This is a genomic window from Streptomyces sp. CMB-StM0423, from assembly GCF_002847285.1.
Lineage (GTDB): Bacteria > Actinomycetota > Actinomycetes > Streptomycetales > Streptomycetaceae > Streptomyces.
In genome coordinates this window covers 2625951-2638482 of sequence record NZ_CP025407.1, presented here as the reverse complement: position 1 = coordinate 2638482, position 12532 = coordinate 2625951, and the positions used below count along the sequence as shown (strand labels likewise).

9 protein-coding genes, 1 pseudogene and 1 riboswitch are annotated in these 12532 nt (G+C 72.9%); of the genes and pseudogenes, 5 read left to right on the top strand and 5 right to left on the bottom strand.

What is annotated here, in order from left to right; translation table 11 throughout:
• The first annotated feature begins 14 nt into the window (after window positions 1-14).
• The 5 genes from CXR04_RS11130 to CXR04_RS11110 all read left to right on the top strand — a co-directional run bounded on the left by CXR04_RS11130 (window position 15) and on the right by CXR04_RS11110 (window position 5491).
• Window positions 15-1394, top strand: a complete 1380-nt coding sequence (locus tag CXR04_RS11130; protein WP_442802448.1) for an HD-GYP domain-containing protein — start codon at window positions 15-17, stop codon at window positions 1392-1394.
• On the top strand, window positions 1391-2704 hold the full coding sequence (locus CXR04_RS11125; protein ID WP_101421683.1) for an HD domain-containing protein: 1314 nt from the start codon (window positions 1391-1393) through the stop codon (window positions 2702-2704). Before CXR04_RS11130 ends, CXR04_RS11125 begins: the two co-directional genes overlap by 4 nt.
• A gap of 164 nt (window positions 2705-2868) precedes the next feature.
• Window positions 2869-3861, top strand: coding sequence for a tetratricopeptide repeat protein (locus tag CXR04_RS11120; RefSeq protein WP_101421682.1), 993 nt, complete (start codon window positions 2869-2871; stop codon window positions 3859-3861).
• An 84-nt stretch (window positions 3862-3945) separates the two neighbouring features.
• A complete protein-coding gene (gene def, locus CXR04_RS11115) occupies window positions 3946-4593 on the top strand; it encodes a peptide deformylase (protein WP_101421681.1) in 648 nt (215 codons plus the stop codon).
• Window positions 4594-4756: 163 nt separating this feature from the next.
• Complete coding sequence (locus CXR04_RS11110) at window positions 4757-5491, top strand: D-Ala-D-Ala carboxypeptidase family metallohydrolase (protein WP_101421680.1); 735 nt, start codon at window positions 4757-4759, stop codon at window positions 5489-5491.
• A 135-nt stretch (window positions 5492-5626) separates the two neighbouring features.
• Here CXR04_RS11110 and CXR04_RS11105 read toward each other — a convergent pair whose 3' ends face one another.
• The 5 genes and pseudogenes from CXR04_RS11105 to CXR04_RS11085 all read right to left on the bottom strand — a co-directional run bounded on the left by CXR04_RS11105 (window position 5627) and on the right by CXR04_RS11085 (window position 12419).
• Complete coding sequence (locus tag CXR04_RS11105) at window positions 5627-6652, bottom strand: ribonucleotide-diphosphate reductase subunit beta (RefSeq protein WP_101421679.1); 1026 nt, start codon at window positions 6650-6652, stop codon at window positions 5627-5629.
• Window positions 6643-9065, bottom strand: a pseudogene (locus CXR04_RS11100) (ribonucleoside-diphosphate reductase subunit alpha). Before CXR04_RS11100 ends, CXR04_RS11105 begins: the two are co-directional and overlap by 10 nt.
• A 123-nt stretch (window positions 9066-9188) precedes the next feature.
• A riboswitch (cobalamin riboswitch) is annotated at window positions 9189-9335 on the bottom strand.
• 58 nt (window positions 9336-9393) lie between these two features.
• Window positions 9394-9912 (bottom strand): GNAT family N-acetyltransferase, encoded by a 519-nt coding sequence (locus tag CXR04_RS11095; protein WP_101421678.1) that lies wholly within the window; start codon window positions 9910-9912, stop codon window positions 9394-9396.
• 96 nt (window positions 9913-10008) lie between these two features.
• Window positions 10009-10212: a YbdD/YjiX family protein gene (locus CXR04_RS11090; protein ID WP_101421677.1), complete on the bottom strand. Its 204-nt coding sequence runs from the start codon at window positions 10210-10212 to the stop codon at window positions 10009-10011.
• Complete coding sequence (locus CXR04_RS11085; protein ID WP_199850441.1) at window positions 10209-12419, bottom strand: carbon starvation CstA family protein; 2211 nt, start codon at window positions 12417-12419, stop codon at window positions 10209-10211. The genes CXR04_RS11090 and CXR04_RS11085 overlap by 4 nt, the downstream gene beginning before the upstream one ends.
• Window positions 12420-12532: the final 113 nt, after the last annotated feature.

The following is a 12532-nucleotide window of genomic DNA, read 5'->3' as shown; positions in this document are numbered from 1 at the left end:
GGCGCATGGGGCAGGTGGCGCAGGTCTGTGCGGCCGGGCGCGGCTGTCTGCTGTGCGCACTGCTCGCCACCGCGGCGTGCGCCGCTCCCGCGCTGCGGCCCGGGGCCGCCACCCCCTGGGCGGCGCTGGCCCTGCTGGCCGCCGTCTACGCGGCCGGTGAAATCCTCTGGCGCGTCCCGCCGCTGGCGGGACGGGTGCCCGACGGTATCGGCGCGTTCTTCCCCGTCCTCCTAGCAGGAGCGTTTCTGCTGCCGCCCTCCGCGGCGGCCCTCGTCCCCCTTCCGGGCGCGCTGACCGCCCGGATCTCCGAACAGCCCGCCGCCCCGCGGCGGCTGTGGCGGGCCGCGGAACTGGCGCTCGCCGGCTGGGCTGCCGCGTACGCCGCCGGGCGCATGCCCGGGGACGCCAGGCTCGGCGAGGCCGGGTTCCCCGAGCTCCTGCCCGCCGCGCTCGCCGCGGTCGCGGCCTTCTGGGCCGTACTCACCTGCCTGGCCGCCCTGATGACGGCCGCCGCCGAGCGCCGCTCCCCGCGCGCGGCCCTCGCGGGCGCGCCCGCGGCGGCGGGCACGTACCTCGTGCACGGGCTCGCCGGGCTGATGATGGCGATGCTCTGGCACAGTCCGCACGGACCCGCCAGCGGGCTGCTCGTCCTGCTGCCGATGGCCATCTCCTGCTGGGCGTTCGCCCAGGCCAACCGCGAACGCGCGGCGCACCAGGCGACGATCCGCGCGCTGGTGCAGGCCGTCGACATCAAGGACCGCTACACCCGCGGGCACAGCGAGCGGGTCGGCCGCGCGTCGGTGCTCATCGCGCGCGAGCTGGGCATGGACGAGCGGCGGCAGGAGGTCCTGCGGTTCGCCGGGATCCTGCACGACGTGGGCAAGCTCGGCGTGCCGACGCGCATCCTGTGCAAGGACGGGCCGCTGACGCCGGAGGAGCGGCGGATCATCGAGCTGCACCCGGAGTACGGGCACGAGATCGTCCGCGGCATCGGCTTCCTGGAGGAGGTGCGCTCGGCGATCCTCCACCACCACGAGCGGATGGACGGCGGCGGTTACCCGTACGGGCTCACCGGCGAGCGGATTCCGGAATACGCCCGGGTGGTGGCGGTCGCCGACGCCTTCGACGCCATGACGTCGACCCGTTCCTACCGCCGCGCGCGCGAGGTGCCCGCGGCGCTGGCGGAGCTGCGGCGGTGCGCGGGGGCGCAGTTCGACCCCCGGATGGTGCGCGCGCTGGCCGGCGCGATCGAGCGCCGCGGCTGGCATGCCGAGGTCACCGCGGATGAGCCGGCCGCGGTCCCCGCGCCGCTGCGCGGCGGGGCCGGGGAGCGGCGCGCGGACGGCGCGGCGGGCGGTACGGCGGACGTCGTACGCAGCGGTGGCGCCCCGTGAGTGAATCGGTTCGCCGCGCCCGCCACCGGACTCCGCCCGAGGTGCGCGTGGCGGTCGGGGCCGCCGGGGCGGCGACCGCGGCCGGGTTCTGCTGGACGCTCGCGCACGGTCTCGCCCAGCCCGAGGCCGCGCTCGCCTTCGGCCTCCTCATCGTGCTCGGCGAGGTGGCGGGCGACCACCGCGCGGGCGCCCCCGCGCGCATCCCCGCGCCGTTGGCGACCGCCGGCGCCCTCGGGTACGCGCTGCTCTGCATCCCCGCGGACGCGGCGGGGGGAGCGGTCCTGGAGATCGCCGCCGTGTCCTTCACCGCCACCGTCGTCGGCGCCGTCCCGCACGTCGCCCGGGGCCGCGCCCCCACCGCCGAGCACCTGGTACGCCGGGTCCTCGGCACCGCCTTCGCGGCCGCCTGCTGCCGCCCCCTGTGCGCCGGCGCCCCCGGCGAGGGCGACGGCGGCCCCGTCGCGGGCCTCGCCGTGGGCCCCGGCTACGTACTGGCGCTGCTCGGCGTCCTCGCCCTGACCGCGCTCTGCGACGCCGTGCTCGCCGCCTGCCTCGCCCGGGCCCGCACCGGCTGGCCGTACGGCCCCCTGCTCCGCGACGAGCTGCGCGCGCTGCCCGGCGTCGGCTCCGCGATGTGCGCGACCGGCGTCGTCATCGCGCTGGCCGCGCAGGTGGCCGGGCCGTGGGCGCTGCCCGTGCTGAGCCTGCCGCTGCTGCTCACCCAGGTCTCGCTCCGCCGCTACGCCGCGGTACGCCGCACGTACCGCCAGACCATCGCCTCCCTGGCCCGCGCGACCGAGATGGCCGGCTACCACAGCCAGGGCCACGCCCGCCGTGTCGCCGCCCTGAGCCGGGCGATCGGCCGGGTGCGGGGGCTCTCCGAGCGGGAGCTGGACGTGCTGGAGCAGGCCGCGCTCATGCACGACCTCGGCAAGCTGTCCCTGGCCGACCCCGTGCCGCCCGGCGGCGACGGGACGCTGCCGCCCGGCGCCGAGAGCCTCGCCGATCGGCGGCGCATCGCCCTGCTCGGCGGCGCGGTGGTGCGGCAGACCGGGGTGGCCGCCGAGGTCGCCGTCGTCGTGGAGCGGCAGGCGGAGCCGTACCGTGACCAGCCGGTCGCGGCCCGTATCGTCCGCGTGGCGGCCGCATACGACCTGCTGGTGACGGGGAACGCGAAGGGTGAGGGCGCGGTCGCCGCCGGGCCGCTGGCGGCCCTGGAGCGGCTGCGGCTGGCGGCTCGCGCCGAGTACGACCCGGTGGTGGTGGACGCGCTGCGGGAGGTGCTGGCGAGTGGCGCGTGCGCGAACTGACCGGTAAGAAGCGGGTGTACGGCACCGCGTGGTTGGATGCGGGCATAGCCCGGCACCCGAGCGGACAGGAAGTTGCGGGGAGCAACGGCGCCCCCCGGGAGAGCACGCCGTGCGGACGGGCCGCACAGTGGTCATCCTGGAGTCAAAGACGGCAGGCAGGAATCGTGAGGATCTTCGGCAGAACACGGCATCGGCCCTCCGCCTCGTGGCGGCAGGCGACCGACCGCGCGTTCACGTTGATCGGCGACGGCCGGTACGACGACGCGGGCGCGCTGCTCACCCGTGCCGCGGGCCTGGAGCCCTGGCTGTCGGAGTCGTGGTTCAACCTTGCGCTGCTGCACAAGTTCCGGCACGACTGGGAGCAGGCGCGCGCCGCGGGCCTGCGGGCTGTCGCGCTGCTCGACCGCGAGACCGGCGCGCCCGACTGGTGGAACGTCGGCATCGCCGCCACCGCGCTCCAGGACTGGCCGCTGGCGCGGCGGGCCTGGCAGGCGTACGGGCTGAGCGTGCCCGGCGGCGCCGCGCACCAGGGGGCCACCGACCCGCCGGAGGACATGGAGCTGGGCAGCGCCGCGGTGCGGCTGTCGCCCGAGGGCGAGGCGGAGGTCGTCTGGGGCCGCCGTCTCGACCCGGCGCGGATCGAGGTGCAGAGCATCCCGCTGCCGTCGTCGGGGCGGCGCTGGGGCGAGGTCGTGCTGCACGACGGGGTGCCGCACGGCGAGCGGGCCACGCTGGCGGGGCCCTCGTACCCGGTCTTCGACGAGATAGAGCTCTGGGCGCCCTCGCCGGTGCCGACGTGGGTGGTGCTGCTGGAGGCGGCCACCGAGGCGGACCGGGACGCCGTCGAGCTGCTGGCGGCCGAGGCGGGGTACGCGGCCGAGGACTGGTCGTCGTCGGTGCGGCTGCTCTGCCGTACCTGCTCGGAGAGCTGCATGCCCAGCGCCGAGGGCTCGCTGCAGGCGACCCTCGACCCGCACGACCACAGCGAGCCCGGCCAGCCGGGGCCGCTGGTGCACCGCACCGAGGACGGGCTGTGGGTGCCGGAGCGGGAGTGCGGGATAGCCGCGCCCGCGTCGCTGGTACGCGGGCTGCTGGAGAGCTGGGCGGCGGACAGCCCGGACACCCGGGACTGGCGGGATCTGGAGGAAGTCGTCTGAGGCTGTCGGAACCTGGCCGTACCCTGGACTCCGGTCTTTTCGTAAAGCTCGTGAGGGCGGGAACCAGGAAGGCGTGCGGCGAGCATGACGCAGCAGGCGGAGCAGCAGCAGGCGGGGCGGGAAGCGGAGTCGCCGGACGTGTTCATCGACGACGTGACGGACGCGGAGGCGCGTGAGCGGGCGGCCCGCGAGCGGGGCACGGCCCGGCCGATCACGGTGGTCGGCAATCCGGTGCTGCACCGCGAGTGCCGGGACGTGACGGAGTTCGACGACGCGCTGCGGCGGCTCGTGGACGACATGTTCGCCAGCCAGCGGGCGGCGGAGGGCGTGGGACTCGCGGCCAACCAGATCGGCGTGGACCTCAAGGTCTTCGTCTACGACTGCCCGGACGACGACGGCGTACGGCACGTGGGCGCCGTGTGCAACCCCGTGCTGGAGGAGCTGCCCGCCGACCGCCGGCAGCTCGACGACGGCAACGAGGGCTGCCTGTCCGTCCCCGGCGCGTACATGTCGCTGGCCCGCCCCGACTACGCGGTGGTGAGCGGCCGGGACCTCGACGGCAACCCCCTCCGGGTGGCCGGCACGGGCTACTTCGCCCGCTGCCTGCAGCACGAGACCGACCACCTCTACGGGCGGCTCTACATCGACCGGCTCTCCAAGCGCGAGCGCAAGGACGTCATGGAGCAGATGGCCGAGAACACCCCGCGGTACGAGACCGTCCCCAACGACTGACGCCCCCGGCCTGCCCGGATCCGCCGCCTGCCGGCCCGTAACCGCCGCCTCTTGCGCGGCGGTTACGGCAGTGGTCCAGTCCACTGGCGAAATGGCGGTGCGTTGACCGTGCGCCCGGCGCACGCGAGGCTCGGAGCCCCCATTCGTACGGCACGGAGGCCCCATGCTCAGACGTACGGTCAGACTCATCCTCAGCATCGTCATGATCGCGGCGGCGGGTGTCGTCGGTACGATCGCGACCGCCGGCACCGCGCAGGCGGACTCGTGCTACACCTTCAACCGGACGCTCTCGGAAGGGATGTCCGGTGCGGATGTCACCCAACTGCAGATCCGGGTGGCCGGGCATGTGACGTCCGGCGAAATCCTCGCCGTCGACGGCAACTTCGGCCCGCGCACCAAGGCCGCGGTCGCCAAGTTCCAGAGCGCGTACGGGCTTGCCTCGGACGGCGTTGCGGGACCCAACACGTTCAGCAAGATCTACAGCTTGCAGGACGCCGACTGCACCCCGATTCACTTCACCTACGCCGAGCTGAACAAGTGCAACTCCACCTGGAGCGGCGGCGCGGTATCCGCGGCGACGGCCAAGGAGAACGCCAAGCGCACCATGTGGAAGCTGGAGGCGATGCGGCACGCGCTGGGCGACGTGTCGATCAACATCAGCAGCGGCTTCCGCTCCACCTCGTGCAACAGCGCGGTCGGCGGTGCCTCCAACAGCCAGCATCTGTACGGCACGGCCGCCGACCTCGTCGGCTCCCCGTCGTTCTGCCGGCTGGCCCAGCAGGCGCGTACCCACGGCTTCGGCGGGATCCTCGGTCCCGGCTACCCGGGCCACAACGACCACACGCACGTGGACGGCCGGTCCTCGCGCTACTGGTCCGCTCCCTCCTGCGGCATCTGACCGCGGGCGGGCGCAGCAGAGCACACGCGGCGCGGCAACGCCGCCGCAGCAGCGAAGCGGCCGCCGGCCGGACCCGCCCCCCGCGGTCGGGTCCGGCCGGCGCCGCGGCTACGGCGGCCGCCCGGCGCACGGCGCTCAGAACTCGTCGTCGAACCCGACCGAGCCCTCCACCGCCACCTGGTACGCGGACGGGCGGCGCTCGAAGAAGTTCGTCAGCTCCTGCACGTCCTGCAACTCCATGAACGCGAACGGGTTCTGCGACCCGTACACCGGCGCGAAGCCCAGCCGGACCAGCCGCTGGTCCGCCACGCACTCCAGATACGCGCGCATCGAGTCGGTGTTCATCCCCGGCAGGCCGTCGCCGCACAGGTCCCGCGCGAACTGCAGCTCCGCCCGCACCGCCTCGTCGAGCATGTCGCGCACCTGCCGCCCCAGCTCCTCGTCGAAGAGGCCCGGCTCCTCCGCGCGGACCGTGTCGACCACGGAGAACGCGAAGTCCATGTGCATGCTCTCGTCGCGGAACACCCAGTTCGTGCCCGTCGCGAGCCCGTGCAGCAGGCCGCGGGAGCGCAGCCAGTAGACGTAGGCGAACGCGCCGTAGAAGAACAGGCCCTCGATGCAGGCGGCGAAGCAGATGAGGTTGAGCAGGAAGCGGCGGCGGTCCTCCCTGGTCTCCAGCCGGTCGATGTTCTCCACGGAGTCCATCCAGCGGAAGCAGAACTGCGCCTTCTCGCGGATCGACGGGATGTTCTCGACGGCGGCGAACGCCGCCACCCGCTCGTCCGGGTCGGGGAGGTAGGTGTCGAGCAGCGTCAGATAGAACTGGACGTGCACGGCCTCCTCGAAGAGCTGGCGGGAGAGGTAGAGGCGGGCCTCCGGCGAGTTGATGTGCTTGTAGAGCGTGAGCACCAGGTTGTTCGCCACGATCGAGTCGCCGGTGGCGAAGAACGCCACCAGCCGGCCGATGAGGTGCTGCTCGCCCGGCGAGAGCTTGGCGAGGTCGGAGACGTCGGAGTGGAGGTCGACCTCCTCGACGGTCCAGGTGTTCTTGATCGCGTCCCGGTAGCGCTCGTAGAAGTCCGGGTAGCGCATGGGGCGCAGGGTCAGCTCGAAGCCGGGGTCGAGCAGGTTCTTGGCTCCGGTGGCGGTGGTCACTGGCATGCCTCGCAGGTCTCGGGGTTCTCCAGGGAGCAGGCGACGGCGTCGTCGGCGTGCGGCTGCTGGACGGGCAGGGGTACGGGGGCGGCGCCGGCGGGCACGGCGGCGCGGGCCGAGCGGGCGATCCGGGTCGCCGGGCGGGAGCGCAGGTAGTACGTCGTCTTCAGCCCGGACTTCCAGGCGTAGGCGTACATCGAGCTGAGCTTGCCGATGGTCGGCGCGGCCATGAAGAGGTTGAGCGACTGGGCCTGGTCGAGGTACGGCGTACGGGCCGCGGCCATGTCGATCAGCGCGCGCTGCGGCATCTCCCACGCCGTGCGGTAGCGCGCCCGGATCTCCTCGGGGATCCAGGTCAGCTCCTGTACGGACCCGTCGTGCTCGCGCAGCGCCTCGCGGGTCTGCGCGTCCCACACCCGAGCGCCTTCAGCTCGGCCACCAGGTAGGAGTTGACCTGGAGGAACTCACCGCTGAGCGTCTCGCGCTTGAAGAGGTTGGAGACCTGCGGCTCGATGCACTCGTAGACGCCGGCGATGGAGGCGATCGTCGCGGTCGGCGCGATGGCCAGCAGCAGCGAGTTGCGCAGCCCCGTCTCCGCGATCCGGGCGCGCAGCGCGGTCCAGCGCTCCGGCCAGACCGCCTCGGCCTCGGGGTAGTGGTCGGGGTGCAGCACGCCGCGGGCGGCGCGGGTGCGGGACCAGGCCGGGTGCGCGCCGTGCCGCTCGGCGAGGTCGGCGGAGGCGGCGTACGCGGCGAGCATGATGCGCTCGGCGATACGGGTGGAGAGCGCCCGCGCCGCCGGGGAGTCGAACGGCAGCCGCAGCCGGAAGAAGACGTCCTGGAGGCCCATCACGCCCAGGCCCACGGGCCGCCAGCGGGAGTTGGACGCGGCGGCCTGGTCGGTGGGGTAGAAGTTGATGTCCACGACGCGGTCGAGGAACGTCACGGCGGTACGGACCGTGGCGTCGAGCTTCTCCCAGTCCATCGCCCCTTCCCAGCCGCCGGCGGTGTCGCCGAGATGGGCGGCGAGGTTGACCGAGCCGAGGTTGCACACCGCGGTCTCGCCGTCGTCGGAGACCTCCAGGATCTCGGTGCACAGGTTCGAGGAGTGCACGACGGCGCCGGGCTCCGCGGTCTGGTTGGCGGTGCGGTTGGCGGCGTCCTTGAACGTCATCCAGCCGTTGCCGGTCTGCGCGAGGGTACGCATCATCCGGCCGTACAACTGCCGTGCGGGGACCTGCTTGACGTACCGCCCCTCGGCCTCCGCGCGCGCGTACGCCGCGTCGAACCCGGCGCCGTACAGGTCGGTCAGCCCGGGCACCTCGGCGGGCGAGAACAGCGACCAGGGGCCGTCGGCCTCGACGCGGCGCATGAACTCGTCCGGGATCCAGTGCGCGAGGTTGAGGTTGTGGGTGCGGCGGGCCTCCTCGCCGGTGTTGTCCCGCAGCTCCAGGAACTCCTCCACGTCGGCGTGCCAGGGCTCCAGGTAGACGCAGGCGGCGCCCTTGCGCTTGCCGCCCTGGTTCACGGCGGCGACGGAGGCGTCCAGGGTGCGCAGAAAGGGGACGATGCCGTTGGAGTGGCCGTTGGTGCCGCGGATCAGCGAGCCGCGGGAGCGGACCCGGGTGAAGGGGATGCCGATGCCGCCGGAGTGCTTGGACAGCCGGGCGACCTGGTGGTAGCGCTCGTAGATCGAGTCCAGCTCGTCGAGCGGGGAGTCCAGCAGGTAGCAGGAGGACATCTGCGGGTGGCGGGTGCCGGAGTTGAAGAGGGTGGGGGAGGAGGGCAGGTAGCCGAGGCGGCTCATCAGCCCGTACAGCTCGGCGACTTCGGCCACGGCGGCGTCGGAGTCGCCGGCGGCCAGCCCGCAGGCGACGCGCAGGAAGAAGTGCTGGGCGGTCTCGATGACGGCGCGCTCGGTGGGGTGGCGCAGCAGGTAGCGGGTGGAGACCGTACGCAGGCCGAAGTAGCCGAACAGGTCGTCGCGGCCCTCGGCGACGGCCTCGTCGGCCAGCGCGTCGAGGCGGGCGGCGTGCCGCCGGACGAACGCGGCGGTGGCGTCGGCGACGATGCCCTCGCGGTGGCCCACGGCGATCGCGGCCGAGAAGCTCGTGGCGCCCTGGCCCGCGGCCTCCTCGGCGACGGCCCGGGTCAGCAGCCGGGCGGCCAGCTTCGAGTACTGCGGCTCCTCGGCGATGAGCGCCGCCGCGGCCTCGGTGGCCAGCTCCCGCAACTCCGCCTCGCCGGAGCCCGGGTGGCGGCCGCGCAGCGCGTCGGCGGCGACCCGGGCGGGGTCGGTGGCGGGCAGGTCGGCGGTCACCTCGGTGAGGGTGCGGGTGAGCGCGGCGGCCGGGCCGTCGCCGGCCCGGGGGGCGGCGGAGGCGGGCTCCGTGGGCGCGGCCGGTGGTGCGATCGTCAAGATGCTGCTCTCCCTCGTTCGGCGGGGCCGCGCGGGAGAGGCTGCGGTACGGGCGCAGGCGGGCATGCCGGATCCGTCGAGGCAACCCCGTGTGCGTCCGCGAGCCCAATCCACGAGACCCGGACGTCATCGATCGCTGCCGGAGGTTTTCGGGCTCACGACATACGGACCCGCCGGCGCGTGGCAGGCATGCCCGTATATCGCTTACCGTTGCGGGACAGCTCCGGACTTCCACCGGATTCCCCTGCGTCGGCAGCTAGGACGAGCATACATCTAGTGGCTCGCCAGGGAAGCACCCCTATATGTTGTGTCGCATGTCGGCCGGGCGTCAGAGGTCCGCGACGAAGGCCCAGAGCGGCAGATCCGGCAGCGGCAGCCAGTCCCGCGCCGGGGTGCGGACGAACCCCAGCCGCTCGTACAGCCGGTGGGCCGTGGCCATCTCCGGGGTGCTGGACAGCACCACCCGGTCCGCGCCCAGCTCCCGGGAGCGGTCCAGACAGGCCCGTACGAGCGCCTCGCCCACGCCGCGGCCGCGCGCCTCCCGGGCCACCGCCAGCATCCGGAACTCGCCCTCGCCCGGCCCGCTCAGCTCCGCGAACGGCGACCCCGCCGTCACGAACGTCACACTGCCCAGCACCTCCCCGCCGACCGCGCGGGCATCCCCTTCGACCGCGACCAGCACCTCGGCGCGCTCCGCCGCCGCCCGGCGGCGCACGTCCCGCAGCTCGTGCACATACTCGTCGTCCTCGCCGAACGTCAGCAGCCCGTCCGCCAGATACGCCTCGGCGACCAGCTCGCCCGCCCGCTCGTACTCCTCCGGCCGCACCGGCCGCACCGTGAAGTCCATGCCCCCGAGTCTGCCCTGCGCCACCGACAGCGGGCCGCCGCCCCCGGAAAGCCGGGGACGGCGGCCCGTACGCCTGCGGCCTCCGCCGCACCGCGCTCAGCAGCAGCGGAAGCCCTTGCGCGGGTCGTCGCCCGCGTCCGTGCGCATCCGCTCGAACTCGCGCCGGGTGGGCACCTTCGCGTCGGGGTCGTGCCCGCGCAGGTGCTCGACGTAGCGCTCGTACGCCGTGTCGCCGATCACCTCGCGGACGTACCACCAGACCTTGCGCCCAGCCGTAGCCAGCGCCGCCGCCCCGGTCATGACCCGCCTCCGTCCCGCGCGCCGCCGCCGGCACCCGGCTTGAACCCGCCGCCGCTGCCCAGCCCGGCCGCGGCCAGCTCCTGCTTCTCCTCCTTGGTCGCGATCAGTTGCGCCGGTGCGACGTACGACGACTCGTGGTACGGCTCCTCGTGGCTGACGACGGACTCCGGGTTGCGCAGCGACTTCACGCACACCCGGGCCGCGTCCAGGATCACGACGACCACCAGCAGCGCGAAGACCGCCGACAGCACCCCGTCGACCGTGGTGTTGGTGACGATCGTCTCGGCGTCCTCCAGCTCCTGGCCGGACAGCTTGCCGGAGTCGATGCCCTCCTGCGCCACGTCGCCCTGGGCGAAGAAGCCGACCCGCGGGTCGTCGGAGAACACCTTCTGCCAGCTCGCGGTGAGCGTGACCACGGCGACCCAGATCAGCGGGATGCCCGTCACCCACGCCCACTTCAGCCGCCCCGACTTGATCAGCAGCGTGGTGCAGATCGTCAGCGCGACCGCGCCGAGCAGTTGGTTGGTGATGCCGAAGAGCGGGAAGAGCTGGTTGATGCCGCCCAGGGGGTCGTTGACGCCGACCCACAGGAAGTAGCCCCACAGGCCCACGACGACCGCGCTGGTGGCGATGAGCCCCGGCCACCAACTGACGCGCTTGAGCGGCTTGTAGATGTTGCCGAGGGTGTCCTGGAGCATGAAGCGGCCCACCCGGGTGCCCGCGTCCAGCGCGGTGAGGATGAAGAGCGCCTCGAACATGATCGCGAAGTGGTACCAGAACGCCTTGAGACTGTCCCCGGTCACATCGGAGAAGATCTCCGAGACACCGATCGCGAACGTCGGCGCGCCGCCGGTACGGGACAGCAGCGTCGACTCCTCGACGGAGTCGGCCGCCGCTTGCAGGGCCGCCGGCGTGATCTCGTACCCGAAGCCCTGGATCGCCTGCGACGCCGACTGCGCGGTCTCGCCGATCACCGTGGGCGCCGAGTTCATCGCGAAGTACAGCCCCGGGTCCAGCACACAGGCGGCGATCATCGCCACGATCGCCACGGAGGACTCCATCAGCATGGAGCCGTAGCCGATCATCCGGATCTGCGTCTCCTTCTGCACCATCTTGGGCGTGGTGCCGGAGGAGATGAGGGAGTGGAAGCCGGACAGGGCGCCGCAGGCGATGGTGATGAAGACGAACGGGAAGAGCGAGCCGGCGAAGACCGGTCCCGTGCCCTCACCCGCGAATTCGGTGACGCCCTCCATCTTCAGCGTCGGCGCGGCCACGACCACGCCGATGAACAGCAGCGCGATGGTGCCGAGCTTCATGAACGTCGACAGGTAGTCGCGCGGCGCGAGCAGCATCCACACCGGCAGCACCGAGGCGATGAAGGCGTAGATGACCATCCAGATGACCAGCGACTCCTTGCTCAGCGTGAACGTGTCCGCGAGCGAGGACTCGGCCACCCAGCGGCCCGCGACCAGCGCGAGCAGCAGCAGGGCGATGCCGATCAGCGACACCTCCGCGACCCGGCCGGGCCGGATCATACGCAGGTAGAAGCCCATGAACAGGGCGATCGGGATCGTCATGCCGATGGAGAACGTGCCCCAGGGGGACTCCGCCAGCGCGTTGACGATGACCAGCGCCAGCACCGCCAGCAGGATGATCATGATCGCGAAGACGGCGAGCAGCGCGGCGGCGCCGCCGACCGGGCCGATCTCCTCGCGCGCCATCTGGCCGAGCGAACGGCCGTTGCGGCGGGTGGAGAAGAAGAGCACCACCATGTCCTGGACCGCGCCCGCGAAGATCACGCCGGCGACGATCCAGATCGTGCCCGGCAGGAAGCCCATCTGCGCCGCCAGCACCGGGCCGACAAGCGGGCCCGCGCCGGAGATCGCGGCGAAGTGGTGGCCGAGGAGGACCCTGCGGTCGGTCGGCTGGAAGTCGATGCCGTTGTCGAGCCGTTCGGCGGGGGTGGCGCGGTTCTTGTCGGCCTTGAGCACGCGGTAGGCGATGAACTTCGAGTAGAAGCGGTAGCCGATGGCGTACGAGCCGAGGGCCGCGGCCACCATCCAGGCCGCCGAGACCTCCTCGCCCCGGGAGAGCGCCAGCATGGTCCAGCCGACGGCGCCCACCAGGGCCACGGCGGTCCACAGGATCACGCTCTTCGGTTCCGGACGTGGCTTTTTGGGCACATCCGGGGGTGCTTGCACAGTCATGGCGGCTCCGTCCCCTGAGCTCTCAATCTCTTGCAATGCGCTCGAAATGTAGAGCAGGGTCAGGCCGCCGTCACTAGGGCGATCAGTCGCTATCCGATCACGAAAGCCCCGGC